The 26,234-nt window shown below is 40.8% G+C and carries 22 protein-coding genes and 1 pseudogene; 6 read left to right on the top strand and 17 right to left on the bottom strand.

What is annotated here, in order from left to right:
- Window positions 1-71 precede the first annotated feature (71 nt).
- Window positions 72-1,055 carry a histidine ammonia-lyase gene (locus OCV50_RS01185; protein WP_261903510.1) on the top strand — a complete coding sequence of 328 codons (984 nt, stop codon included), beginning with the start codon at window positions 72-74 and terminating at the stop codon, window positions 1,053-1,055.
- Between the two features lie 137 nt (window positions 1,056-1,192).
- Here the strand turns inward: OCV50_RS01185 and OCV50_RS01180 are convergent, their stop codons facing one another.
- Window positions 1,193-2,596, bottom strand: a complete 1,404-nt coding sequence (locus OCV50_RS01180) for an SPFH domain-containing protein (protein WP_239842298.1) — start codon at window positions 2,594-2,596, stop codon at window positions 1,193-1,195.
- 271 nt (window positions 2,597-2,867) lie between these two features.
- Window positions 2,868-3,434, bottom strand: coding sequence for an elongation factor P (efp, locus tag OCV50_RS01175; protein ID WP_032551233.1), 567 nt, complete (start codon window positions 3,432-3,434; stop codon window positions 2,868-2,870).
- 33 nt (window positions 3,435-3,467) lie between these two features.
- Between efp and epmB the strand changes: the two genes are divergently transcribed.
- The 3 genes from epmB (at window position 3,468) to OCV50_RS01160 (ending at window position 5,612) form a co-directional block, all read left to right on the top strand.
- Entirely contained in the window at window positions 3,468-4,490 is a 1,023-nt protein-coding gene (gene epmB, locus OCV50_RS01170; protein WP_261903509.1) for an EF-P beta-lysylation protein EpmB, read from the top strand.
- A gap of 12 nt (window positions 4,491-4,502) precedes the next feature.
- Window positions 4,503-5,015, top strand: a complete 513-nt coding sequence (locus OCV50_RS01165; RefSeq protein ID WP_261903508.1) for a prepilin-type N-terminal cleavage/methylation domain-containing protein — start codon at window positions 4,503-4,505, stop codon at window positions 5,013-5,015.
- Window positions 5,016-5,120: 105 nt separating this feature from the next.
- Entirely contained in the window at window positions 5,121-5,612 is a 492-nt protein-coding gene (locus OCV50_RS01160) for an MgtC/SapB family protein (protein ID WP_261903507.1), read from the top strand.
- Window positions 5,613-5,688: 76 nt separating this feature from the next.
- Here the strand turns inward: OCV50_RS01160 and OCV50_RS01155 are convergent, their stop codons facing one another.
- The 4 genes from OCV50_RS01155 to OCV50_RS01140 form a co-directional block, all read right to left on the bottom strand.
- A complete protein-coding gene (locus OCV50_RS01155; protein WP_390905139.1) occupies window positions 5,689-7,098 on the bottom strand; it encodes a sensor domain-containing diguanylate cyclase in 1,410 nt (469 codons plus the stop codon).
- A gap of 259 nt (window positions 7,099-7,357) precedes the next feature.
- Window positions 7,358-7,915: a VC2662 family protein gene (locus OCV50_RS01150; protein WP_261903505.1), complete on the bottom strand. Its 558-nt coding sequence runs from the start codon at window positions 7,913-7,915 to the stop codon at window positions 7,358-7,360.
- Between the two features lie 281 nt (window positions 7,916-8,196).
- A complete protein-coding gene (gene groL / locus OCV50_RS01145; RefSeq protein WP_032551222.1) occupies window positions 8,197-9,843 on the bottom strand; it encodes a chaperonin GroEL in 1,647 nt (548 codons plus the stop codon).
- 51 nt (window positions 9,844-9,894) lie between these two features.
- Window positions 9,895-10,185: a co-chaperone GroES gene (locus OCV50_RS01140; protein ID WP_032551221.1), complete on the bottom strand. Its 291-nt coding sequence runs from the start codon at window positions 10,183-10,185 to the stop codon at window positions 9,895-9,897.
- Window positions 10,186-10,566: 381 nt separating this feature from the next.
- Between OCV50_RS01140 and OCV50_RS01135 the strand changes: the two genes are divergently transcribed.
- A complete protein-coding gene (locus tag OCV50_RS01135; RefSeq protein ID WP_261903504.1) occupies window positions 10,567-11,904 on the top strand; it encodes an MATE family efflux transporter in 1,338 nt (445 codons plus the stop codon).
- A 180-nt stretch (window positions 11,905-12,084) separates the two neighbouring features.
- Window positions 12,085-12,557, top strand: a pseudogene (locus tag OCV50_RS01130) (methylated-DNA--[protein]-cysteine S-methyltransferase).
- Window positions 12,558-13,003: 446 nt separating this feature from the next.
- Here the strand turns inward: OCV50_RS01130 and OCV50_RS01125 are convergent.
- The 11 genes from OCV50_RS01125 to OCV50_RS01075 are packed head-to-tail and all read right to left on the bottom strand — an operon-like array spanning window position 13,004 to window position 25,807.
- Window positions 13,004-14,917 (bottom strand): polysaccharide biosynthesis protein, encoded by a 1,914-nt coding sequence (locus OCV50_RS01125; RefSeq protein ID WP_261903503.1) that lies wholly within the window; start codon window positions 14,915-14,917, stop codon window positions 13,004-13,006.
- Between the two features lie 7 nt (window positions 14,918-14,924).
- Window positions 14,925-15,518, bottom strand: a complete 594-nt coding sequence (locus OCV50_RS01120) for a sugar transferase (RefSeq protein WP_261903502.1) — start codon at window positions 15,516-15,518, stop codon at window positions 14,925-14,927.
- The gene (locus OCV50_RS01115) at window positions 15,511-16,680 is read right to left on the bottom strand and encodes a DegT/DnrJ/EryC1/StrS family aminotransferase (RefSeq protein ID WP_261903501.1); all 1,170 of its coding nucleotides are present in this window, start codon (window positions 16,678-16,680) and stop codon (window positions 15,511-15,513) included. Before OCV50_RS01115 ends, OCV50_RS01120 begins: the two co-directional genes overlap by 8 nt.
- Window positions 16,680-17,885, bottom strand: a complete 1,206-nt coding sequence (locus OCV50_RS01110) for a glycosyltransferase family 4 protein (protein WP_261903500.1) — start codon at window positions 17,883-17,885, stop codon at window positions 16,680-16,682. The genes OCV50_RS01115 and OCV50_RS01110 overlap by 1 nt, the downstream gene beginning before the upstream one ends.
- Before the next feature lie 18 nt (window positions 17,886-17,903).
- A complete protein-coding gene (locus OCV50_RS01105; protein ID WP_261903499.1) occupies window positions 17,904-18,983 on the bottom strand; it encodes a glycosyltransferase family 4 protein in 1,080 nt (359 codons plus the stop codon).
- Window position 18,984: 1 nt separating this feature from the next.
- Window positions 18,985-19,962, bottom strand: a complete 978-nt coding sequence (locus tag OCV50_RS01100) for a polysaccharide deacetylase family protein (RefSeq protein WP_261903498.1) — start codon at window positions 19,960-19,962, stop codon at window positions 18,985-18,987.
- Window positions 19,955-20,902, bottom strand: a complete 948-nt coding sequence (locus OCV50_RS01095) for a GNAT family N-acetyltransferase (protein WP_261903497.1) — start codon at window positions 20,900-20,902, stop codon at window positions 19,955-19,957. The genes OCV50_RS01100 and OCV50_RS01095 overlap by 8 nt, the downstream gene beginning before the upstream one ends.
- Window positions 20,899-22,077 (bottom strand): glycosyltransferase family protein, encoded by a 1,179-nt coding sequence (locus OCV50_RS01090; RefSeq protein ID WP_261903496.1) that lies wholly within the window; start codon window positions 22,075-22,077, stop codon window positions 20,899-20,901. Before OCV50_RS01090 ends, OCV50_RS01095 begins: the two co-directional genes overlap by 4 nt.
- Entirely contained in the window at window positions 22,067-23,173 is a 1,107-nt protein-coding gene (locus tag OCV50_RS01085) for a DegT/DnrJ/EryC1/StrS family aminotransferase (protein ID WP_261903495.1), read from the bottom strand. Before OCV50_RS01085 ends, OCV50_RS01090 begins: the two co-directional genes overlap by 11 nt.
- A 9-nt stretch (window positions 23,174-23,182) precedes the next feature.
- Window positions 23,183-24,499 carry an oligosaccharide flippase family protein gene (locus OCV50_RS01080; protein ID WP_261903494.1) on the bottom strand — a complete coding sequence of 439 codons (1,317 nt, stop codon included), beginning with the start codon at window positions 24,497-24,499 and terminating at the stop codon, window positions 23,183-23,185.
- 6 nt (window positions 24,500-24,505) lie between these two features.
- Window positions 24,506-25,807, bottom strand: a complete 1,302-nt coding sequence (locus OCV50_RS01075) for a BFO_1060 family glycosyltransferase (protein ID WP_261903493.1) — start codon at window positions 25,805-25,807, stop codon at window positions 24,506-24,508.
- Between the last annotated feature and the right edge of the window lie 427 nt (window positions 25,808-26,234).

The following is a 26,234-nucleotide window of genomic DNA, read 5'->3' as shown; positions in this document are numbered from 1 at the left end:
CAAATGATATCTTTATCAATAGATAAACCAGAGCTATTAAACACCACCAATTAATTCCAGAAGCAGATATCATGAAACAGTTACTCTTAGCACTCTTACCTCTTGCTCTCGCAGGCTGTAATAGCTCATCAGACAGCAATACGCCCCCTACAACAACGACCGTTAAGGTATTTTCATCAATTGAAAACTGCTCTACTGCAGTGGATGTCCCTAATTGTGCATTTGAGAAAGGCATTTATGTGCTCAAAGTTGGCTCAACGATTACGGATGAGCAACACCAGCGTGTCATCACTCAAGCAACAAACTTTAGCAACTGGGCTAATGAAGAAGTTAAGCAGCAACTGAATCAAAAAACACTGGTGATAGGTGTTATGGAAACGGAACCCAGTGAAGAAAATGAAGATAGTACAGAAGTACAATTTGTTGTAACTCTCAGCCAAGACAAGAAAATCGCGGATGGTGTTGAGCTGGTTTACACCAACATTGAAAATGTCGACGAAACACAACGTGCAACCACATACCAAAAACTGATGCAGCTGTTTGACTACTACGTCGATGAAAACCAGAACAACTCCCTTGGCCAAGGTTTAGATGCCGCTTATTTAGGTTTCAAACAATTACTTGTCGCTCAAGGTGCTGCAGCTAACCTCATCAACGTAGAAGCACTTCACTTCGATGAGTGCCCGTATGGCAATGGGCAACTATCCACTATCGCAGCTGAACGAGCATTGGGTACAAATACACCGTGCGCAACAGAGGATGGCGAAGATCCTGCACCAAATGGCAAGATTGATGACATTCATGCGATCAGTGGCGTTAACATGAACCCTGGCGCGCTACTTGGGCTGATGTACGAATACAAAGTTAACCCTGCAATCAGCGAGGGTGGCGGTGAATTAATTGGCTCAAAAGGCAGTAAATTCAAAGCTACTGGTCAAGTCGGATCAGGTACTCTCGATAGCAATCCGAGTGATATGTTTATCTCGTGGGCAAACCCTGCTTTTGCCCCTCTCAATGAGTATCTAAAAGCAAAGTTCTTAGTGAATAAGAAATAGAACAACAACGTCATTCGATAGATGAGAGTCACGTATTTTTATAATGTTCGAATCAAGAAAAAGAGGCTGATATCTAGGTATCAGCCTCTTTGTTTTTTGAATCATCGAGCCATTATAGCTTTTGACCACCGATGATCTTATTGCTGTGTGACCTTCTTGGTCTGGTCCATTAAGCCTAATGCGCCGAAGCCTGTAATCACATCAAGGTTGGTTTTCAAGCCAGTCTCTTCACCGCCACCGATGTAGTTTTGCGGCATCTGAACTTGGAAGTTTTGCAGATTATTGTACAGCGAGTTCGCCACATCGCGGTTGAGCTCAGCGAGGTACACCTCACGGTTGGCACCAAGTGCAGCATACTTCGCTTTCAATACTTCTGCTTCTGCTCGACCTTTTTCAAGAATCGCTTTCGCTTCAAACTCTGCAGATAAAGCATTGGCTTTTTGAATCGCCAGGTTCGCTTCTGCAGTCGCGAGCTCCTTCTCTTTCTCAACCTCAGCCAGTCGCTTAGTCTTTTCAACTTCTACGATTTCACGTTCAGCGATTTGACGTGCAACTTCAACCTCTTTTTGCTGGGCGATGATAGCGAGCTCTTTGCTTCGTTGAGCATCTTGCACTTCACGAGTACGCTGAATCTCTTTACGTAACTGCTCTGTCTCAGCCTGTGCTTTTGACGTCTCCTGCTCTTGAATCGCTCGAATACGATCTGCAACTAAGCGCTTCTTGTCCGCCAATAGCTGATCAAGCTGCTTCTCTGGCTGCGGATCACCAATTGTCACCTGCGTTACTTGAATACCATATTGTTGCAGCGGATTATCCTGACGAATTGGCTGACCAGTATTGTCTACGACAGGAACCGTCTTCCACACTAACTGATTCGTTCGTTGTAGTTGGTTCGAGTTCGACTGATTTGCCCCGACAGGTGCTAGCTCTAACTCTTCCACTTCTACTTGGCGACGCTCGGTTAGGTAGATACCTTCACGCAGTTGATCACCGAGTTTAGACTTAAACTGGTTCAAACCACCTTGGAAGAACTCTTCACCCGTGTATTGAGTTGCGGTAATCACAGTCACGTTACGCGCGTTCTTCACCAGCAAGGCATCAATCAAGTTACTGTTGTTACGAAACTCTTTATGCATCTTTTCCACAGCTTGCGGATCGTTGCTCAGCTTAAAGCGGAACGTTACTGGGATCTGCCCGATATAGGTATCAGCAAAACGTACCTGTACCGGATCTAGCCTCTGATAGAAATCTTCCCCTTTGCTGTTACCAAACGACACGGTGATGACTTGGTCATACTTGGTGATTTTAGACAGAAATGGCATGCGAAAGTGAATGCCAGGTTCTGTGAACACATCAAGTTCACCGGTAATGTTATTTTGGTGCACGTAGCTGTAACCGGCATCGGTCATCAGCACTGAGCTATTAATTGTTAAGCCTAACGCGAGCAGTGGAACACCAAATACTGCTGCTTTGAGTCCTTTATGTAGGAGCTGACGTCTCTCTTCTACTTTCAAACCCTGTCCTAAGCCTCTGCTTTCCATTTTATTCTCCTTATTGGATTGTCATTGAGTTAAATCGATAAAAATCAAAGTGATATACAACTCACTGACAACAGGGACTAATGTATCAAATTGTTACATTTAGGAATAATCGAAAGATTCATCAGATTTATAAGATTTTTACGAATAATACAGATTTAATCTAATTATGCGAAAGGGGTCACTTTTGGTGTAAGCCAGAATCGGCGAGGGGAAAACAGCAGGCAATAAAAAAGGCCGCCTAAGCGACCTTTCATCAAACAGTTGAAGTAAATTACTTCACACGACCAACGTATTCGCCAGTACGAGTATCTACTTTAACAACTTCACCAATAGCGATGAATAGAGGTACGCGAACTACCGCACCTGTTGCTAGAGTTGCTGGTTTACCACCAGTACCTTGAGTATCACCCTTCAGGCCAGGATCGGTATCCGTAACTTCGATTTCAACAAAGTTTGGCGGAGTTACTGTGATAGGGTTATCATTCCACAACGTTAGAGTACATACGTCGTTTTCAACTAGCCATTTAGCTGTTTCGCCAACTGCTTTCGCATCTGCAGCGATTTGCTCGAATGTCTCGTTGTTCATGAAGTGGAAAAACTCGCCATCTGAGTACAGGTAACCTAGATCAACGTCTACAACGTCTGCTAGTTCTACTGTATCGCCTGACTTGAATGTTTTCTCTAACACTTTGCCTGACAGCAGTTTACGAAGTTTAACACGGTTAAACGCTTGGCCTTTACCTGGCTTAACGTATTCATTTTCGATAATTGAGCAAGGCTCGTTATCCATCATGAATTTTAAACCGCCTTTGAATTCATTGGTGCTTACTGACGCCATGATTTCCTCTTACACATCTTTGAGTTGATTTCAATGCCGCATATCATAACCCGAAAAGTCGAATCTGTTGAGCAAAACTGGCTCAAACAGCTATCGAATGCGATCTCAGACCCGACAAAACTCCTTGAAGCATTGGAAATAGACCCAACACCATGGCAAGCAGGCTTTGCCGCACGCAACCTATTTGCGCTGCGCGTACCGTTAAGCTTTGTCGAGCGAATGGAAAAAGGCAACCCACATGACCCGTTATTACGTCAGGTTTTACCGCTAAGTGAAGAGTTTGAAGTGCATGAAGGCTACTCTGCTGATCCGCTAGAAGAACAAGACAACGCCATTCCAGGGCTGCTGCATAAGTATAAAAACCGCGCTTTGATGATTGTAAAAGGCGGCTGCGCGGTGAACTGTCGTTACTGCTTCCGTCGCCACTTCCCTTATCAAGACAACAAAGGCTCCAAATCTGTTTGGCAAACAAGTCTCGATTATGTAGCTCAACATCCAGAGATCAATGAAGTACTGCTTTCCGGTGGTGACCCGTTGATGGCCAAAGACAGTGAATTGCAATGGCTAATTAACGCGATTGAATCTATCCCACACATCAAAACGGTTCGTATCCACAGTCGCCTTCCCGTGGTGATCCCAGCGCGCATCACTGACGAGCTATGCCAAATACTAAGTTCGACTCGCCTTAATGTAGTGCTAGTGAACCATATTAATCACGCCAATGAGATCAGCGATGAGTTAAAACTCGCGTTATCAAAGCTAAGACAAAGTGGCGTAATCCTGCTTAACCAAGGGGTGATGCTGAAAGGCGTAAACAATTGTGTTAACTCTTTGAAAAATCTAAGCGAAAGTCTATTCGATGCTGGGGTTTTACCCTACTATATGCACGTACTTGATAAGGTACAGGGCGCGGCCCATTTCTATATCTCAGATGAAGAAGCCAAACAGCACATGCAAGGCTTGATGGCGGAAGTTTCAGGGTACCTTGTACCTAAACTCACCCGAGAGATAGGCGGCCGCAGCAGCAAAACACCACTTGACCTCCACTTAGAATAAGACGTTACCGAAATGAAGATGTATTCGAACAGCACCAAACGCAATCAAGGTTTTACCATCATTGAACTGGTGGTGGTGATTGTCATCTTAGGTATTATTTCGGTGACAGCGGCGAACAAGTTCTTAAATCTACAGACTGATGCCCGTATCTCAACATTGAATGGGCTTCGTGGTGGCATGGAAGGTGCGAGTGCCATGGTGCATGGAAAGGCTGCAGCATTGGGTATCGAACAAGCTGTCAGCGCTTCTATTAGCATTGAAGGTGATTCTATCCTTTTAGCCTATGGCTACCCAGCCGCTATGAACGATGAAGCTTGGTCACAGCTAATCGAATCAACGTTCCTCGATGCTGAATGGGACACGGGTAACGCAGATTGGTTCTTCACTAACGTAAGTGCTACCGATGGCATTATTATTTACGCACCATCAAGCCGTAAAAAACAGGGTGACAATTGTTACCTTGAATACAACGAAGCCACATCAACCGCTCAACCAACCTTTGAACTGACCACCAGCGGTTGTTAGTCATCAATCTGTGTAGATTAATCGTCTAGACAAAAACTTTTTGTTCGATCGTCCGGTCTATTATCAGCATACTCGGCTCTATTCTAAATTTTTAGGAGGGGTGATATGCCACAAACCATCGAACAATTTCTCAACCTTGCCCCTTTCAGTTGGGCAGCTCTGGCTGTGTGCATGTTGTGCGGTTCTTTAATCGGTATTGAGCGTCAAACGCGCGGTAAACCGGTTGGAATTCGCACCTCGATTTTGATCATCAGCGGTACCTATTTCTTCCTGACTATGGCGATAAGCCTGTCGCCAAATACACTCGATCAAGCGCGTGTTTTAGGTCAAATCATTACTGGCGTCGGCTTTTTAGGTGCTGGAGTGATGATGACGCTAGACGGCAAGATTCATGGCGTCACCTCGGCTGCGATTATCTGGGTATTGGCGGCACTAGGGATGATGATTGCACTTGGTCATCTTAGCCAATCAGTGATCATCACTGTTTTAGCCATCGTAATCTTGTTAGGCGTGGACAAGGTAGAAAACAGCTTTAAAAGCTTGCGACGCGGTGTACACCAGAAGTGGATGCGCAAAGGCCGCATCAATAAATCTTAAGCTCGCTTCATAAACACAAAGCCCAATGAGTGATCATTGGGCTTTGTTGTATCAGTTGCTTTGTTCTTAGCCTTGCTTAGAAAACCTGAATACAGACTTGGTTCTTACCAGAAATCTTGGCTTGATAAAGCTGTTCATCAGACGCTCGAATACTCTGGTTTTGCCATAAGTGCGCCAAGCTATCGAACTTATAAAGTGAATAGAGCGTTGCCCCACCCGACACCGACACACTGATTCGGTCGCCATCACTGCAGCGGTAACCTTGCAGACTAATATCATTCAGAATGCGCTCGAAGATCGATGTCAGCAGCTCCGAAGATTCTCCGGTAATTGCCACGACAAACTCTTCACCACCGAAGCGTGCAACAATGTCTCGCTGACGAACACTGCTGGTCATAAGGTGTGCCACATGGCAGATCACCTCGTCACCCACCTTGTGCCCATACTTGTCGTTCACCGCTTTAAAGTCATCGATATCAAACACCCCAATACCAATGATCGGCTCTTCATCTTGCGCCATCAGTCGAGCCTCAAAGCCACGGCGGTTGAGTAAACCTGTCATTGGATCTCTCATCGCAAGCTCGCTCAAGCGTTGGTGCTCCTGCTTAGTGTAAATGCGCCACACACCGATAACGGAAACAACAAATAGCCCCAATAATAGAGAGAGTTGCAGTCTATCCATCTCCAAGACATGCAGTATGTGCTCACGCTTCTTCTCTTCGATATTAAGATATAACTGGCTATGGAGCCCATCGACATACAGAGGGTGCGAGTGGGTGAAATCCATAAAGCCGTACTTGTTCACACCAAGCGTGCTTGATATCTCATAGCCATGTTGAGGGTTGGAGACCAAATTAGAGACGTAACCATCGACACCCAGCACCCCTTTAAACTCGCCATCAACATAGATGCCTTTAGTGAGCGTGACCACTTTCTTCCCTGTGAGGTAATCATCGTATTGTCCGGTATACACCACACGGTCTTTTTGTTGCGTCAGCCCAAAACGGATCGTATTAATCCAATACGGTCGGCTATTCACAACAGAATCAAAGGTATCGCCCTGAATATAGCTGGCAAAATCTGACGGGGAAGAGATGATGAACTTCTCTTTGGAGATAAAGTAAATCGCCGAGATAGTATCAATGGTATTCGCAAAGTAAGCCATGGTTGGAGCAATGAACAAGCGCTTGCTCGCTTCCATATTCAGCTGTGAGTTCGGATCACACATCTCAAGAGGGCCGGAGAACATAAAGTCAAAGCGCGGCTGTGATGGCTCTTCACTAGAGAAATAACACGTTTCATCATCAATTTTTCTCGTATGGGAGAAAGCGTAGGTATCACCATGCAACGGATACAAAGCCGTGATGTTGTACTCCAACGCATTAATGATCTGTGTGAGCTCTTCCAGAGACTGACTCACCCTTTGATTTTCAATCCAATATAGGGCATCTGATTCTTCCGCTGAATCAACAAGTAATAAGCTCAATACTAATAAGAATGAAGCGGTGAGACCCAACAAGGCCTTTTTAAAATCGAGAGATTGGTCGTTAATCAAAGCAAGAATAGGTTGTGTTTATTTTGCCGCACATTGTACCGGATTGTTTATTGTCGTCTAGTGATAAACACACAAAAGTACAAAACTGGTTGCTTATTGATAAGGTGGTAGGCGGAATGACAAGAAAGCGAGTAAAGAACACCTAACGGATTTGGTTAGGTGTGCATAATAATCCTATTGAACTTCGTCTTTATTTCGCGAAGTTAACGATTGGGAAGCAAGGGAAGAAACCGTTATCTGCACAGTTAATTAGGCCCACTTGCACACCTTCAATCTTGTTGGTTTTGTTGAAGATACCAACCTGAACTGTCGACACTTCAGATAAGTTTGCTGCACCAACATCAACCATAGTGTCGCCCTTCGAGTAGTTAACAAAACTCACGTTTGCGCCTTTTACATTGTTGGTGATATTCACAGCGCCTAAGTTAACACCCGTAGTTTGGCCTTCATTCCAGTTAAAGAAGCCCAGTGATGCACCTGTCATCTCTTGGTTTACCTTAGAAGCACCAAAGAAGCCTAGGTTCACACCAGTCGTTTTTTGAGTTTCAGACATACCGATTACCGCAAGATCCAAACCTTTCAGCTCATTCACTTGACCATGTAATAGCGCAACACGTACACCACCCACCGCATCCGAATCCGGCGCGTTAAATCCATTGATGGTTGAGAACATGACTGGCGAAGAAGCAAATGCTGCTGGCGCCATAACTGCTGCAGATACTGCTAGTACAGAAAGTAGTTTTTTCATTGGGGAGTCTCCACTGACTTATTATCAATTGATTTATTGAATAACAATCAATCGGTTAATTCATTATTGTCCTTTATCTAACAGTCATCCATGTTAAATCAATGTCATAACTGTCTTTTTGAGTATAGAGCAGGTAGAAGGGAAGATGCGAGTGGCGAATAAATTAAGAACAAGATTCCCTACTACGCTCGTGCCTCGCTATAGGGAATGACGATGTCAGGACATAAAAAAACGGAGACCGAAGTCTCCGTTTTCAATTTCACTATGAATAGCGAGGGGGATTACATCATACCGCCCATGCCACCCATACCGCCCATGCCACCCATGTCAGGCATTGCTGGAGCATCTTTTTGTGGTAGGTCTGTTACCATCGCTTCTGTTGTGATCATTAGACCAGCAACTGATGCAGCGAATTGTAGTGCGCTGCGAGTTACCTTAGTTGGATCTAGGATACCCATTGCGATCATGTCGCCGTACTCACCTGTAGCTGCGTTGTAGCCGTAAGAACCTTCGCCGCCTTTCACGTTGTTCGCAACAACTGACTCTTCATCACCTGCGTTCTTCGTGATTTGACGGATTGGCGCTTCCATTGCACGTAGTGCAACGCGGATACCAACGTTTTGCTCTTCGTTGTCGCCTTCAAGGCCAGCAACTTTAGAAGCAACGCGGATAAGTGCAACACCACCACCAGCAACCACACCTTCTTCAACTGCAGCGCGAGTTGCGTGAAGTGCGTCTTCTACGCGGTCTTTCTTCTCTTTCATTTCAACTTCAGTCGCAGCACCAACTTTGATTACTGCAACACCGCCTGCTAGCTTAGCAACGCGCTCTTGTAGTTTTTCTTTGTCGTAGTCTGAAGTTGCATCTTCGATTTGTTGACGGATTTGAGCCACACGACCTTGGATCATTGCTTCTTCACCCGCGCCATCGATGATGGTTGAGTTTTCTTTAGTGATAGTTACACGCTTAGCTTGACCTAGGTCTTCTAGCGTTACTTTCTCTAGGTCTAGACCGATCTCTTCAGAGATAACCGTGCCGCCAGTTAGGATAGCGATGTCTTGTAGCATTGCCTTACGACGGTCACCGAAACCAGGAGCTTTAACGGCAGCAACTTTCACGATACCGCGCATGTTGTTCACAACTAGAGTTGCAAGCGCTTCGCCTTCTACATCTTCAGCGATGATTAGAAGTGGACGAGATGCCTTAGCAACCGCTTCTAGAGTCGGAAGAAGTTCACGGATGTTTGAAACTTTCTTGTCGATAAGAAGGATGAATGGGCTTTCTAGATCAACAGAGCCTGCTTCTTGGTTGTTGATGAAGTAAGGAGATAGGTAACCGCGGTCGAACTGCATACCTTCTACTACGTCTAGCTCGTCTTGCAGTGCTTGACCTTCTTCAACAGTGATAACGCCATCACGACCTACTTTTTCCATCGCTTCAGCAATGATGTTACCTACTGTCGCGTCAGAGTTTGCAGAGATAGTACCTACTTGTGCGATAGCTTTAGTATCTGCACATGGAACTGAAAGTGCTTTTAGCTCTTCAACGGCTGCAACAACAGCTTTGTCGATGCCGCGCTTAAGATCCATTGGGTTCATGCCAGCAGCAACGGCTTTTAGGCCTTCGTTTACGATAGCTTGAGCAAGAACAGTTGCCGTAGTTGTACCGTCACCCGCAGCATCGTTCGCTTGTGAAGCCACTTCTTTAACCATTTGTGCGCCCATGTTTTGGAACTTGTCTTCAAGCTCGATTTCACGTGCAACAGAAACACCATCTTTAGTGATAGTTGGTGCGCCAAATGATTTGTCTAGAACAACGTTACGACCTTTAGGGCCTAGCGTTACTTTTACTGCGTCAGCCAGAACGTTTACACCTTCTAGCATTTTAACTCGTGCGTCGTTACCAAATTTAACGTCTTTAGCAGCCATCTTTATTTCCTTTAAATTCTTTATTCAATCAGTTCAGGTTTATGGGTCGGATTACTCAACGATCGCCATGATGTCGTTTTCAGACATGATCAGAACTTCTTTGCCATCGATCTTTTCTGTTTTAGTGCCGTAGCCTTCAGCAAAGATAACAGTATCGCCAACTTTTACGTCCAATGGTTGTACTGAACCATTCTCTAGGATGCGGCCTTTGCCAACAGCTAGAATTACACCGCGCGTTGATTTTTCAGCGGCAGAACCAGTTAGAACGATGCCACCAGCAGATTTAGATTCAACTTCTTGGCGCTCAACGATAACTCGGTCGTGTAGAGGACGGATATTCATCGGTCTTATCTCCTGATAATTTCCATTTAATTTGATAGTTGCCACGATTGGCATGGGGTTACAGAGTATGTTGGGGCGAAGTGAAAGATCCCAAGGGGTGAGAGGAAAAATTTGTGATCTAAAAGGGCAGGTGCGGGATGAGAGTGAACGAGTAGCGAAAAGAAAAAGAGCAGTGACGGAGTTCGAGTAAACGAGTAGCGAAGAGCAAAAGGCGTTTCGTATCCCGACTCACGTATACTCGGCTCTGCCCATCAAGCTCTTCGCATCTCGAATCCCGTTTACTCGTATCTGCTCTTTCCAATCTCTCATCTGCTCTTAGCTTTTCTTTCTTTCCGAGCCACATCTGTTTATCCTACGCTTTTAGTTTTTACGGCGTTGTACATGCGAGATAAGCACGGGCTTTTGACTGCTCCCATAGCAGAGACATTGCGAACCATGACCATACCGACCATCTTCGGTATGGTAGCGATCTTGATGTTCAACCTCGTTGATACCTTCTTTATCTCACTGCTTGGTACACAGGCACTCGCGGCCGTGAGCTTCACCTTCCCTATTACCTTTGCCATTAACTGCATCACCATGGGAATCGGTGTTGGCCTTTCTACCAGTATTGGCCGCCTACTTGGAAAAGGCTGCTCCGAGAATGCCGCACGCTTTACCGCGCATGGTCTACTTCTGGCCGTAATTCTTGTCATAAGTGCTTCAATGCTCGGTATCTTTACATTAGAGCCTTTATTTAGCGCTCTTGGCGCAGAGCCGGAGCTACTGCCACTGATATCTGAATACATGTTGGTGTGGTATCTCGCGATCCCATTGCTCGTGATTCCAATGGCAGGAAACAGCGCGATTCGAGCCAGTGGCGATACCAAGACCCCAGCCAAGATTATGATGCTGGCAGGGCTTATCAATGGTGTGCTCGATCCACTATTGATATTCGGATATGGACCTTTCCCAGAACTGGGCATTCAAGGCGCTGCAATAGCCAGTGGTTTTAGTTGGTTTGGTGCACTATGTGGCTCGCTCTATGTGCTTATCAAGCGCGAGAAGCTTTTAGCCTTGCCTAAGCCAAAAGATATACTCAACGATTGGAAGCAGATCCTCACCATTGGTACGCCAGCCGCACTATCCAACGCGCTAAACCCGTTGGCAGGCGCGATCATTATGATAATGCTCGCCAAGCAAGGTACTGAGGCTGTGGCGGCTTATGGCGCTGCGCAGCGTATTGAATCAATATTGATCATTGTATTGATGTCTCTCACCTCTGCCCTTACCCCTTTCATGGCGCAGAACTTCGGTGCTAACAATCCACAGCGTAGTTTTAAAGCCCTGTTCCTAAGCATGCGATTTGCAGTGTTGTTTCAAGGGCTCATCTTCTTAATGATGGTACCTCTCAGCATTCCTCTAGCTGCTCTTTTCTCTCAAGAAGAATCGGTACGCGACATCTTGTGGCACTACTTACTCGTCGTACCCTTTAGCTATGGTTTCCAAGGCATAGTGATGATGCTGATTAGTGGTATGAACGCAATGCACAAACCACTGAAAGCCTTTCAATGGAGCTTTATGCGCCTGTTCCTATTCACGCTGCCTTTCGCTTGGATCGGTAGCCTACTTGATGGCATTGAAGGTCTGTTTATTGGCTTGGCACTAGGGAATATTGTTGGTGGTGTTGCTGGGTATTGTTATGCGTTGAGGCTAAAGGCAGATACGAGATGCGAGTAAACGGGATGTTTAAGAGCAGATACGAGTTTCGGGTATCGAGATGCGAAGGAATTTCAAGAGCGAAAGCGCAAATATGAGCCCCCAAGTAGCACTCTACTTCAACCTCGTCATTCCCTATAGCGAGGGACGAGCGTAGTAGGGAATCTTATGCGCACAATCATTTAGTTAAGGGAAATAAGTATGACAGCGAGCAGTTATAAATCGTTCTACAACGCGCCGATTGGCAAGATGATCATTGTTAGCGATGGCGAGATGATTATTGAGATCGACCATATTAATCATGATGAAGTCATTACTAATAACCCTGATGAACTTTGCCAACTAGCAATGATGCAGCTAGATGAATACTTCGCAGAGACTCGTATCGAATTCGACCTTCCATTGAAAGCCATCAAAGGCACTGACTTTCAGAAAGCCGCTTGGCAAGCACTGACGACCATTCCTTACGGCGAAACCATCAGCAGCGAATGAACAATCCCAAGGCTGTACGCGCTGTTGGTGGTGCAAACGGTAAGAACCCATTTAGCATCGTCGTGCCCTGCCATCAAGTGATTGGTGCCAATGGCACATTAACCGGCTACACCGGCGGAATGAGCCGAAAGGAGTGGCTGCTCGATTTTGAACGCTCAATTCTAGATAAAGCCAACAAATAGTCACACATCATTCCCTACAGTGAGGTACTAGCAGGATAAGGTATCTAATTGCGATGAACTAAAACCTAAAAGAGAGATTCCAGACATTTCGTTCCTCAACGGTCTAGAGCAGATGAGAGTAACGAGATTCGAGATGATAAAATATGTTGCAGCTCTCTTTGCGTAATATCTTCACCTCTAGTTTCTCGCATATCAAATCAGCTCTTCAGCACCTCTCATCTCGCTCACTCGAATCACGCTTCTGCTTTTTGCTCTTCGTATCTCGTTTACCCGCCTCTCGCATCTAAAAAAAAGCCCGCACAACAAGGCGCGGGCTCTCAGTATTTTGCGTGCTGTTCAATAACTCGAAAGCTATTTAACCAGAACTTCACCCGTCATTTCTGATGGGATTTCTAGACCTACTAGAGAAAGCATAGTTGGAGCTAGGTCAGACAGTTTACCGCCTTCTACTCCAAAGTTTTTGCGTTCCAAACCAAATCTCCAATCCCATCAGTTGGTTTAAACCCTGTTGGAGCATCTAATAAAATTTCTCGAATCTCATTGTGTTTAAAATCATGGCAAGCTCGATCTAATTTTTCTATTAGTTCTTTATACTTTTGTATCGATAAAAAGGTTTCGTTAGCTGCCATAATGCGCTCATGTTCTGTAGCTTTTACATTATCACCAATCAACAATTCTTCATAAAGCTTCTCACCAGGGCGTAACCCTGTGCATTTGATTTCGATATCTCCATGCGGGTTCTCGTCATTCTTGACTTCACGGCCAGATAAATGAATTAGATTATAGGCGAGATCCATAATTTTAACTGACTCTCCCATATCCAGAACGAACACATCTCCTCCTTTTCCCATTGCTCCTGCTTGAATGACCAACTGCGCGGCTTCTGGGATGGTCATAAAGTATCGAGTAATTTCAGGATGTGTGATTGTTACTGGTCCACCTTTTTCAATTTGTTTTTTAAACAATGGGATAACAGAGCCTGAAGAACCAAGTACGTTACCAAAACGTACCATACAAAAGCGCGTTCCGTGTTCTTTCTTTGCTTCTTGCTCAGCAAGAGCCTGCAGTGCCAGTTCAGCCATACGTTTAGTCGTACCCATAATATTAGTAGGACGGACAGCTTTGTCAGTAGAAATAAGAACAAAGGACTCCACACCTGCTTCAATAGCAGCATTAGCCGTATAGTAAGTCCCAAAAACATTGTTCCTTACACCCTCTACCACATTGTATTCAACCAAAGGTACATGTTTGTATGCTGCAGCGTGATACACGGTATCAACGCTAAAGGCTTTCATAACCGTTGATAGTCGATTGATTCGTTGAACAGAGCCCAATAAAGGTACGATCTCAACAATATAGTCCTCGGATTCGAGGTATAGATTGAGCTCGCGATCAATTTGATACAAAGCAAATTCAGACAACTCAAAAAGCACTAGTTTTTTAGGTTGACTCCTAACTATCTGACGACAAAGCTCAGATCCAATAGAGCCTCCTGCGCCAGTCACCATGACTACTTTGCCTTTTATATTTGCATTCATTAACGATTGCTGTGGTGCCACAGGATCACGTCCAAGAAGATCCTCAATCGCTACATCTTGCAACTGATCAATTTCGGCCCCACCGTTTACAATATCATTCAAGTTAGGTATCGAAAGAACCTCAACTTGAAAAGAAATCAATGACTCAACAATTTCTTTTCTCTGTGAACGCGTAGCACTTGGCATTGCCAATAGAATTTTCTTAACGTTATGCTTCTTAATTTGTCTTTCTAGGTACTTTCGACGATAAATCATCATACCGTTTACTGAGCTTTTATGATGCTTTCGGTTATCATCAATAAAGCATACTGGATGATATTCTTTACCTTGATAAAGAATATTCGCAAGCTGTCGGCCTGCGGAGCCAGCACCATAGATAATCACATTGTTCTTTTGTTTGGAGCCAGTACGATTAATCATTGCACGCGCAACTAATCGAGCACCACCACATAGGATAATCAAATAAGCGCCATAGATTATGGGAATAGAACGTGGTACTGCTGCATGTGTAAAGTAAGAGAAAAAAACAACAAACACTGCTGACAAAGCCGCACTAATGAATATCGATAGCATAGCTTGCACATTCATGTAGCGTAGTATTGCGCGATAGAGCCCGATTTGAATAAATATCAATAGAGTAACGAAGAGAGTAAGAAGAAACGCAGTTTGGTATCCTTCATCTACAATGAACTTCTCTTTCTCTCCCAACCGAGTCCAATAAGCACCCCAGTATGCAATAGAAATAAAAACGATATCAAAAGTAACACTAATCAAACGTTTTATTGGTCTAGGAGCGTTCCAAATACGACTTATTAAAAACATATATCCCTTATGACACAATCTTTTTAAGCGTTTTAAAAATGATAGCTACATCTAAAAAAAGTGATTGATTATCAACATAATCGATATAGTACTTTGCTTTTTCTGGCATTACTTCATTGATATAAGCCACTCTAGGGTCATGAGCATCAGCTAATATTTCTGCTTCATTGGTATACTCTATTGAGGCTTTATCTGTAATACCTGGACGAACAGATAAGATTTTATCTCTCACCGATTTTTCGTATTCGTTCATATACTCAGGCACTTCTGGTCGAGGTCCCACAACACTCATGTCGCCTAATACCACATTGATAAGTTGAGGTAGCTCATCCAATTTTGAACGACGCAAAAAGCGACCACTGCTAGTAACTCGAGGGTCTGCCCCTACAGTAACCTTCAAGCCTTTCGCCTCGGCATCTACAACCATAGTTCTAAACTTCAAGATTGAGAAGTTTTTCCCATGGCGTCCGACTCTAGTTTGCTTAAAGAAAACTGGCCCATCGCTATCTTTTTTAATCCAAATAGCGACCGCTAGTAGCACAGGCCAAAGCAAGAGCAATCCACACACGCAACTAGCAATATCAAACAAACGCTTAAACATGAATTTGAGTCTCCACAACAAGTCGAGTAACCACATCAATGACACGTTCAACTTCCTCGACAGACATCGAGGCAAAGTTAGGTAAACTTAAATGTTGGTCTGATACTTTTGAAGAAATGGGAAAGTTTTCATCCTTCAACCCATAAGCTTCCTTCCAATAAGGCATGCGGTGTAAAGGGATATAATGAACTGAAGTGCCAACTCCATACTCACTCATCTTTTCAATAAATTCATTGCGAGAAATTGAGAGCTTGTCCAACTCAAGTTGAATCGAGTAGATATGCCAAGAGTGAAGATCAGAATCTTCGACTTGATAAGGGGTAATAATAGGTAAATCCACAAAAGCAGCATTATAGCGCTCAGCAATCGAAGCTCTAGCTTGTTGGAAACGTTTTGCTTTTTTAAGCTGATGGATTCCTAGAGCACCACACATATCCATCATGTTATATTTATACCCAGGTGCGACAATTTCATAATGCCAATTAGGCTTATTACTCGTAAAACGGTCAAAAACATCACGGTTGATCCCATGTAGTCTCATCGTTTTAATACGTTTAGCAAGCGCTTCGTCATTGGTCGTGACCATTCCACCTTCGCCAGTGGTAATTGTTTTATTCGCATAAAAGCTAAATACTGTTACATCTGCAATTGTCCCAATTAATTGTCCTTTATGAGTACAAGGTAGAGCGTGTGCTGCGTCTTCTAAAACTTTAACGTCAAATCTTTTCGCTAGGGACATTAATTCTGTCATATTCGCAGATTGACCTGCATAATGGACTGGTATAATTACTTTAACGTCAGTATGTTCAAGTAATGCCTTTTCTACTAAAGAAGGTGAAATGTTGTAGCTATCAGGCTCGATATCGACAAAGACAGGCTCTGCACCCAAGTAACGGATCACTTCGGCAGTCGCGGTAAATGTATGAACCGTGGTAATGACCTTATCTCCGTATCCAACCCCTAGCGCTTCTAATGCGAGGTGCAGACCCGCTGTCGCCGAGTTAACAGCCAATGCATACTCGCTTCCAACAAATGTACTAAAATCTTTCTCAAATTGAGCAACTTTGGGGCCTGTGGTTAACCAACCAGAGCGGAGAGTCTCTACGACCTCTTGAATTTCTTCTTCTTCAAGTACAGGGCGAGAATAAGGGATAAATGTCATTACTTTTCACACGCTTCAATAAATTCTTTCGCAAGTTTACTATAACAATGGTTATCCACCACGTATTTATAGCCATTTAACCCTAAAAGAGCACGATTTTCTTCCGGCATTTCCACCATTGCATTAAATGCCTCGACTAATGTAGTGGTGTCATCACTTGCCACTGTTAAGCCAGCGTTCGCTTTACTAACTGGCTCATAGGTGGTGTCTAAAGCTTGAACTATAGGCTTTTTTGCAAGCATATAATCAAAGACTTTATTCGGACTAACACCAAAGCGATAAAGCGGTGAATCATTCCAAACCAAAGTCAAAATATTGCACTGCTCTAGAAACAAAGGAACAGAGGACTTATCGATCGAAGGTAAAAAATGGACGTTATCTAGATCTTTGGCCATAGCGATCAACGTTTGTTTTTCAGAACCATTACCTACCAATACAAAGTTCAAATTAGGCAGCCTTTTAGCTGCCGCTATTAGCTTGTGTAATGCGTTTGATTTGGCATGCCCACCGGCATAGCCCACAATTAACTTTTCTTGAGTTTGTAGATCTTTTAACAGAGTGCGATGCTCATTCGGTAAAGTAACACGTTCACAATCAGAACCTTCTAGATAAATGCCATTTGGAACATAGTGATATTTTGATTCATCTAGCCCATGGGATTTCATATGTTCAAGAGTGTTAGGCAACATCGAAATTACTTTATCAGCATTTCTATAGCCATAGTTTTCGGCGCACTGTAACAGCATCATAAACGGGTGCCATTTCGAAATGTTGCCAATCTCCATTGGTGAGAGTGGCCAAAGATCATGCACTTCGTAAACGACCCTAGCCCCACACTTTTTTGCGAGGTAATGTGCCAAATAGTTATCTAGAGGATAAGTTGAAGAGGCAACGATAACATCGGGTTTAGACCATTCGAGGATTGAATTAGCTTGCTTTACCGCCTGTCGAAGAAATGAAAATATATTAATTACTCGACCTAGACCGTTCCCATCATAACTTTTGGAAGCAAGCCACAGATATTCGACGTCATCAAAAGTTTCATAGCCAACCTTTGGCTGTAACTTCCTTAAATGAGACTGATCAGCACCAAGTACATACATTTTGTGATTGAGTTTAGCCACACTTTTTGACATATAGTAAGGGCGAAACTCCATTCCCATCTTTGGGCTACCAGCATAGTGGTTTATTAGTAATATGTTCATATTTCTTCACTTACTGCTCTACTGCAGTTCCCTATAAAACTTAATGAGTTTGGCTTCTTCCGAAGTCCAACTATAAGCTTTGAGAACAGCTTTCTGGCCATTTTCACTCATTTCTTCGCATAAAGAAGGGTTCTCTTTCAAATGAGTAATTGCATTTGCTAAATCCATTGAGCTGTCTAAACTAACCGCAACTCCACATTGATACTTTCGAATAAACTCCTTCCATTGCGGTAAAGCTGAAACCAAAACCGGCTTTTTAGCGTACATTGATTCAAAAAATCGATTTGACTTGATATCTTGATGATTTGGAGCATCACTAAACATCACTACAATCACATCCGCTTGACTATATTCTTGTTGAACCTCCTCAAAGCTTAGCTTACCTAAGTAGTGACAGTTTTCGCTCTGCCAGCTTAAGTCGCTATACTGACCACCGACACCTCCGCCAATTAAGAATGACACATCACTCAAGTGTCGAGAAGCACCAATAACTAGGTCAGCACACCTCTCATTAAACACCCCACCTACACTTAGAACTCTGAACGTGCCATTATTACTTTTTGCTTCTGGTAGAGGATACAAAATAGGGTAATTACATATAGTTACTACATTACGATTATATTTGGAAAATCGCTTTGCAAGAGTAGTATCAGCGACTATCACACCTGTCATAAATCGGCTAAAGTTATTTTCAATAAGTGATGATATGAAAGAAAGACTGGGTTTTATAAGCTTAGGGATCCATTCTCTTTGTCGTAATTGTGCTGGTACATCTTCATGAACGTCCGCAATCACTTTGTAGCCAAGAACTCGTAAAATCAATCCAATAGGCCATAGTTCAAAGTCATGGAAATGAAAAACATCAGGTTTTACCGACAGTGCTTTCATCAACAACCTAAAAGGTTGAACCAATAATCGGGAAGCCTTAGACATACTGCTAGGGATTGAAATAATTTCTATACTTTGTTGAACTTCACTTTTTTCGTGGGGAACAACAAATGATATATCATGCCCAGCGTTTGATAAGCTTATACACTCCTTTTTAAATATGCGAACATCATTTGGTTGGTGTACGGTTGATAGATGGCAAATTTTCATATTAATCTTTATCTAAAATTTTCTCGATGTTGAGCGTAGTTGTAATTTTACAAATATATTCCATATTTCGTAAAGACAACTCCGTTAATGTTTTAGGATGCATGACTAGACATAATGGATTCCTATTTTTATTAAGCTCAACTTTAAGAACTCTATTAAAAAGTAACGGAAATAACCCTTCAACAGATAGTGTTCGAATGTTTGTTTTAAATATTCTAAAAAACTTATTTTTTAGCGTATCAGGTTGATACAACCCTCGCCCATCACCGAATATCTGATTGTCATAAAACTTAAGCAATATAGCATTAATCAACAAAGTAACACCAAAAAGTTTATGGGTAGTCACAGGCATCTCTTGGTAATTCCCGGATAAAACCTCAACGCATGGATCATTTTCAAAACGGTATACTCCCCGATTATCAACTCCCCTGAAATCAAAAAAGTGATGAGGTAAATTGTTTTTTTCTAAACCGGGTGTTACTGAAGAATCTAGCTCAATGCCAGCCTGCTCAAAAGCTTCCACTACGTGTTCAAAAGGTTGTAAGCACCAACCTCCAGCTCGGAAAGAACGTACTTTTTTCCCAGTTAACTCCTCTAAGGTATCTTTACACTTAATAAAGTAACTCGTTAACTCGCTTCTTTCTAGGCTATGCAATCTAAACTTGTCAAAGGAAGTAAATGTCCAAACACCTTCATTAAGCTCAGCATCTATCCACTGAGGATGAATGTGCAGCTCAACACTACTTCCAATATCAATTAGTGTTCTTAATTGATTCTTTATTAAATCTAGGTCGGGACTATTATATTCCTTAAGCTTTAGAAGGTATCCTGCGTCAACATAAAAAATACCTCTGGCGTTATATTTCTGGAAAATGTCAATAATTCTATCAGTAGGTTTAATGAGCGAGTTTTTTACGGAACCGGTCGAACTTCCAAGGAAAAGTTCGTAGTCAAATGTCAAAACACTATAATCACTCATTGAATGAATTTCCTTGATCTATTACATCACCACAAAAAGGTTTTCCTTTAAAAAAACTTTGGACCTTAAAAATAAAACTTTGGAATGCGTATTTCTTTTTGTTGAGTACATACTTCCAAGTCATACCATCGCTTAACTCGGCGCCAAATCTCATCTTAAACCGTTGGATTCCGATGATCTTTTCATCACTCGTACCTCCAAGTCTATACCCCATAAGGTCGTAGTTTTCTATCCCTTTAGCGCGAAGCTCTAGCATTATTCTATAATGCATATAGTTTAAAGCACCAGGTTGTGTTTTATCACAACTTCCACCGTAAAGATAGTAACCACTATTTGCATCAAACGGTACTACAGCCACACCTTGGATCTCATTACCAAAATGACAGGAAACAAACATAACTTGCTCGGTACAGTCACGCCTCAGGTTCTCCAATAAACTCTTAGATACAGCAGCACGCCCTTGCTTATCCATTGTTTCTTTAATCAATGAATGGACGTCTTCAAGCTGGGCGTTGAAATTAACTGATATGCCTGTTTTTTCCGCCTTCCGAATCACATTTCTATGTTTTTTATGCATCCTTGCTAATATTTCATCATCTGTTCCACTAAGAGATACAATTGGGCTACTCCATTTCACACCAATAGCACCTTTAGGAATCATATCAAAATAAACATGAGCCATTGGCTGCGCAATATAATCGACGTTTAACATTCTTGCATGTTCAATTATTTTATGAACAGTATGCTCATTACCTTTAATATCAATAGGATTACCAAAAGAAGAAAGAATAGGTGAGGTAAAAACCAATTTTGAGAAAATGCCTTTCCTTACAATATAATAAGAAACACTAACCCCTTTGTACGTCAATTGTCCATATTCTTTAGAAATATTTTTCAAGTATTCATTTTTTGAAAAGAAGTGATTGTTGAATTTTCTCATGATTGAATTTCTTTAATTGTTTCAAGCAGTGATGTAGATGTATTATATATCGACCAACTTAACTTACGATCCTCAATACTATTTTTAATTTCATAATATGAAGACATGTCATTTATCCAAGTTTCAAGAACCTGTGAAATTTCGTTAAATTCCCCAACGGCACAACCTAACAAATTATCATTAATTATATTTCTTGCATCTCCATCAGGTAAAAAACCTAGACTTGGTAGACCAAACTTTATATAGTCATATAATTTTGAAGGAACGAAAGGTTTGAAGTAATCACCAATAAGAGGAATAAATCCTGCATCAGCGTATTTCAAATAAAAATCATGTATTTCACATTGTGATTTCTGACCATGAAAATATACATTTTCATATTTATCACTGTATGACTTTATAATTAAACTATTGATTCCACTTCCAAAGAAGTGAAAATTAATCTTATTAAATATATCGCTATCAATCAATGCTTCTATAATTATTTGCGGACGCTGTATATTATTCATATTTCCCGCATAAACTAAATTAAAATTATCACCTGATTTGTTTTTTTTCGTAAAGCTTACTGGTTGACCAAAGAAGCCAAAGTACCAATTTCTTATAACAATATTATTATTCAGTTTAGCTTTCAAGTCATCCGCATAGTATTTTGATGAGGTAACTATTGCATCAGATTTTGACAAATACTGAATTGTGACTTTATTTCTATTAACATGTAAACGACCAGGAATAGTCATTCCCATAACGGATGTATAATCTATTGGATCATGAAGATTGACTAATAACTTTGCACCTGTCATTTCCTTTAATTTAACTGCAAGCTGAATGCAGCCTAACTCTCCGCCTGAGGTGGCAAATAATAAATCGTTAGAATTTATTATTTTCGACAACTTAAGAGCCGAATTTTTAACCCAAGGTGATAAATAATCATCCAATACGCCCAGGTGCTCTAATGCAGTACAAAATCGCATCCATTTCCGCTCGATCGGTATAGGTATCACGTCAGGAGAGTCTATCCACATATCTTCATTAAATGTGAAGAGAACAATCTTCACATCGTAACCATTATCCCTCAAGAGTTGAACTGTTTGATCACGAACAATAGCTCCTCCACCTTGAAACTCTGGTATATAACTACGTGTGAAAAAATATATTTTCTTATTAACTGTCATGTGATTTTATCCAATTTTTGAAAAACAATTTCATATACTGATGCTTATCAGTATCGTCGTCTATTGGCATTTCAATTATTCTACCGAACAATGATTTCATGTTAGGACAATCTGACAAATTAACATCTTGAGGGCAATAGCCATTACTATAGTAGATGTTACTATTATCTAAATGATAACATAAACGATCTTTTGTTCTAATTTGATCTACTATCAACACAAGTTTATAAGAATTAGCACCATCCTCTCTTTTTATTGTGTAGATACTATTAGATTTTGAGATTATAGCTTCCAGCTCAGATAGTTTATCTCCTCTTTTATTCTTATCAAGGTTCGCTGTAAGAACTTGTCTATGAATCATTAGTTCAAAATCCTCAGGGAGGTCAAACTTAATATCAAAAAAGGCTCTAGGTAGTAACTCAGTTACTCTTGTTAATATTTTATCAACTAACTTAGGTGAAGCTTCATCTACATAATAACGATTTTTTTTAAAGGTATACCATTTCAGTCTTCTATAAATGCGATGTCGAGTTTTAACAAAGCTATAACTGGGGTTCGACGTCCAAAAGTACGCTCCAAAAGGTCCAGATGTTGGTTTACCTGGAGAGAATGAAAAGAATCCTGCATCCCCTAATGTACCAATATAGCCGTTTGAACATACTGCTCCATAGGCTTGTGCTGCATCATCGATCAAGTTAACTTTTCGACCTTGTCTTTCTAAACTGTTCAAGATCTTAAGTATCCCTGAAAAGTTGGCCGGGTTACCATATAAGCTAACGGCTAAAATAGCATCTATATCAGTATTTTCATTTAATTTTTTAGCAATAGATACTACACAAGGGTTTAAATCGTCTAATTTAACATCATAGAATGAAGAATTAATTCCCAAGGAGTTAACAGTCTTAAGAATACTATCACAAGAATAAACAGGGAGAAGTATATGCTTAACATTAAGTGACTTCAGTATATGGTAAATACACGATTTTCCATTTGAAGCATATTGCCATTCGTAAGAAGAATTGAAAAGTAGATTTTCTAACTCTTCTGGATTCTTAATGTCCAAAAATCGCTTGGGTTTATATATATTTATTTCCATCTACCCACCTTACACCAAATAAAAAACAAAAATTGACGAGATTGAAATTGATAAGAAGTATATAAATAAAACAATCTTTTTATAATCAAATGTGTAGTATTTAAAGCAAAACAACTGCAGCGTAAATGAATATATAAAATATCCTATTAATGATGATATACCAGCTCCAACAACCCCAAAACTCGGGATTAGCATATAGTTCAGATATGCATTAACACCAAAAGATACGATTGTAAGAATAGGGTAAAACCATACAATCTTATGATAGCTTAGAAGCATAGATGGAATTTTGTAGAAACCAGCCATCGCTATCCCAAGTAAAACTAGTGGACTAACATCTGCTGTACCTGAATATTCCTCACTAGATATAAGCTTCACTAATAAAGGTGAACTAAGAGCTAAAACAACAGAACAAAATAACAGGGCTATATAATATCTAATAGAAAAATTTTGTACTTCTTTTATTCCATTATCATAATTGTCATTAAGTCCCTTAATTGTTACTGGAAATAAAGCCGTCGACAGTGATTCAATGACAAGACTTAGCAACTTACCAATAATCAAAGCTAAACCATATAAACCAACCGATGTATCACCAAGATAATGTTTTAAGAAAACTCTGTCCAAATAGATAAACAATAAGCCAAGTACAGCAGAAAATATTGTAGGAGTGGCTAGGATTAGCGTTTCCTTTAAATATCGATAGTCAAAATAAAATTGCAGATTGAAAACTTTTTCTTGCCCTGACTTAGCAATAAAATAAAATAATTGGAACAGAGAACCTAGTAAAAGACCTATAAACCTTCCCACATAATCAAGTTTAAATATTGATATTAATATTATGGCAACTGGATGCATTGTTCCAGTATTTATCAAACTTCCTTTTAAAATGGGTTTAGACTTTTGGCTAGTAGATAATATAAAATAGTACAATTTGACCAGAGCTGCGGAAAAACCAGAAAACAGGACTATATAATAAACATCTAAACTGCCAGGTGATATCCACTCAGAAATAATATCAGATAACAAAACACCTACAATTAAAGAAAGCGTAATTAAGACAATGTAAAACCATAAAATTGTACTTAAGTATCTATGCCTTTCTTCCTCATCATAGTCAAAGACTTTTCTAGAAACACTTCCTTCTGAAGATAAAGTACTAAATGTAACAACATACTCGAACATTACCAAGTACATCGTCATTATTCCAAAATCAGCTGGTGTAAACGTAACAGTATAATATTTCGTCATTAGAAATGCTGCTGCTGCACTGATTAACGACGAAGAGAAGTATCTCGATGAGTGCTTTGCGATCTTACTAAACATGGTTTACTATTTTAACCCTAGAGCCTGAATATAATCATTTTTCAGCTCTTTAACGTGGTTATTATCTCGACATCTTAAATTGAAAAACTTCGCTAAGAAATCAATATTAAGCAATTTTTGTTTAAACAACCTTAGTGCTTGTCCTTCAAGAACATCGAAATTATTATAGGATGGATAATGACTAACTAACTTTTGCAAAGTTAGTATTTCTTCTCCAGCCCTTTGATAATTTAATCCGTCACTATATCCAATGACACTCTTTATAATATCCTTTCTAAAACCAATAGCTTGATTCTCTTTAGTAACTGAAGGGTGTGAAAAACCATCATTTATATATAATTCGAATGAGTGTCTATCTTCATAAACAACACTTCCTTTAAATAGAGCGTCTCTAATAAAATCTGATCCTGAAGGGTTAACCAAAAATGTATCCTTCCCCATAAGCCAAGCTTCAAGGTTGGTAGTTGTTTCGTAACCACCCCACACGTCACTTACAGATATTAGATCTTGTAACTTGTATTTATCTTCCCTAGGCTGAGAAAAATACACGTTGCCACAATCAAGTAATTCATTGAACTCACAAAATTCTTCCTGATCGATCCCAGGATGCCTTCTTAGAATAAATACAGTGTCTGGATTATTATTAATAACCTTTCGATAAAACTCTTTAATTTTAACAAAATCCTGACGGAAAAATTCAACTTGACTAGTGCCATATGAATCCATCACATAATCTTTGTTACTATTATATCTTTCACTTTCACAGAATAGTTCAAACCCCCAACCAGCTAAACCAACAATTTTAGTCGATAGTTCTCGTTGGGGAAACTCATTTTCCAAAAACAAATTCTTACTATATTTGGGGAAAATCGAGTATCTGTCCATTCCCGTATGTCCAGTAACTCGTAAACGATCATTAATTTCTGGATAATATTGGTTGACTAGATTTCGGCTTCGCTCACTCCATAACAAGTATAGGTCGAAATATGCAACCTTGTTTTTATTATTACCCCACGTCATCTGTTCTATTGATGACTCTCTAAGGTTACCTTCAGAAATTAAAGAAACAACCTTGATACCTAGTTTATTAGCAAGTTGGCATATACTATCATTGATAATAGCACCACCAAAATTAGATATTAATAAGATTTTTGGCCTATACCGGCATAAATACTCGAGTCCATTAAATATATCTGCACTTACACACTTAAGACCTTGCTCTTCTAAGTATGCTAATACAGGAGCGACTATATGTGCATCACGTTCGCTAAATGACCACTCTAAATTTAATACATCGATATTTTTCATATTTATTTCTCTAAAAAGATACCTTTAACTTATAATGGCATCTAGCGGTCACGAATTAAAGTTACGCTAGTATCCTTACGTAAAATGATTCAGTACACCCTATGTTATGTGTTGCTTTCAGTGCTTCAATACACTCGAAACTGCGCTGGGAAGTTGGTACTACTTCCCAGTTCATAGTACGTTACACGTAAGTTTTCACCAAGTCCTATTGACTTAGAAAATGAGATCCTACGCACTTGAAACGCTTTTACGCGCTGAGCGTGTGTTTTAGGACTGCGAACACTCGAGTAAAATTCATTCTCAATAACTGACTAAAAGTCAAACAACACCAGACGGGAGTGACCGTAGGCATAGAAATTTCAGAACCCTAATGTTAGTAATAGCGATCGCTTATAATTTTGATAGCCATTTTAAGAGAATAAGGATA

This window comes from Vibrio fortis, from assembly GCF_024347475.1.
Taxonomy (GTDB): Bacteria; Pseudomonadota; Gammaproteobacteria; order Enterobacterales; family Vibrionaceae; genus Vibrio; species Vibrio fortis.
This window is presented reverse-complemented; position numbering and strand designations above follow the sequence as displayed.

Excerpts from the sequence above, each read along its gene's own strand:
- OCV50_RS01075 (WP_261903493.1), bottom strand. The coding sequence starts at position 25,807 with ATGAAAAATATCGATGTATTAAATTTAGAGTGGTCATTTAGCGAACGT.
- OCV50_RS01115 (WP_261903501.1), bottom strand. The coding sequence starts at position 16,680 with ATGACATTTATCCCTTATTCTCGCCCTGTACTTGAAGAAGAAGAAATT.
- OCV50_RS01160 (WP_261903507.1), top strand. The coding sequence starts at position 5,121 with ATGCCACAAACCATCGAACAATTTCTCAACCTTGCCCCTTTCAGTTGG.
- OCV50_RS01110 (WP_261903500.1), bottom strand. The coding sequence starts at position 17,885 with ATGAACATATTACTAATAAACCACTATGCTGGTAGCCCAAAGATGGGA.
- OCV50_RS01085 (WP_261903495.1), bottom strand. The coding sequence starts at position 23,173 with ATGGAAATAAATATATATAAACCCAAGCGATTTTTGGACATTAAGAAT.
- OCV50_RS01180 (WP_239842298.1), bottom strand. The coding sequence starts at position 2,596 with ATGGAAAGCAGAGGCTTAGGACAGGGTTTGAAAGTAGAAGAGAGACGT.
- OCV50_RS01100 (WP_261903498.1), bottom strand. The coding sequence starts at position 19,962 with ATGAGTGATTATAGTGTTTTGACATTTGACTACGAACTTTTCCTTGGA.
- efp (WP_032551233.1), bottom strand. The coding sequence starts at position 3,434 with ATGGCGTCAGTAAGCACCAATGAATTCAAAGGCGGTTTAAAATTCATG.
- OCV50_RS01105 (WP_261903499.1), bottom strand. The coding sequence starts at position 18,983 with ATGAAAATTTGCCATCTATCAACCGTACACCAACCAAATGATGTTCGC.
- OCV50_RS01150 (WP_261903505.1), bottom strand. The coding sequence starts at position 7,915 with ATGAAAAAACTACTTTCTGTACTAGCAGTATCTGCAGCAGTTATGGCG.
- OCV50_RS01125 (WP_261903503.1), bottom strand. The coding sequence starts at position 14,917 with ATGTTTTTAATAAGTCGTATTTGGAACGCTCCTAGACCAATAAAACGT.
- epmB (WP_261903509.1), top strand. The coding sequence starts at position 3,468 with ATGCCGCATATCATAACCCGAAAAGTCGAATCTGTTGAGCAAAACTGG.
- OCV50_RS01120 (WP_261903502.1), bottom strand. The coding sequence starts at position 15,518 with ATGTTTAAGCGTTTGTTTGATATTGCTAGTTGCGTGTGTGGATTGCTC.
- OCV50_RS01140 (WP_032551221.1), bottom strand. The coding sequence starts at position 10,185 with ATGAATATCCGTCCTCTACACGACCGAGTTATCGTTGAGCGCCAAGAA.
- OCV50_RS01095 (WP_261903497.1), bottom strand. The coding sequence starts at position 20,902 with ATGAGAAAATTCAACAATCACTTCTTTTCAAAAAATGAATACTTGAAA.
- groL (WP_032551222.1), bottom strand. The coding sequence starts at position 9,843 with ATGGCTGCTAAAGACGTTAAATTTGGTAACGACGCACGAGTTAAAATG.
- OCV50_RS01185 (WP_261903510.1), top strand. The coding sequence starts at position 72 with ATGAAACAGTTACTCTTAGCACTCTTACCTCTTGCTCTCGCAGGCTGT.
- OCV50_RS01090 (WP_261903496.1), bottom strand. The coding sequence starts at position 22,077 with ATGACAGTTAATAAGAAAATATATTTTTTCACACGTAGTTATATACCA.
- OCV50_RS01165 (WP_261903508.1), top strand. The coding sequence starts at position 4,503 with ATGAAGATGTATTCGAACAGCACCAAACGCAATCAAGGTTTTACCATC.
- OCV50_RS01135 (WP_261903504.1), top strand. The coding sequence starts at position 10,567 with ATGCGAGATAAGCACGGGCTTTTGACTGCTCCCATAGCAGAGACATTG.
- OCV50_RS01080 (WP_261903494.1), bottom strand. The coding sequence starts at position 24,499 with ATGTTTAGTAAGATCGCAAAGCACTCATCGAGATACTTCTCTTCGTCG.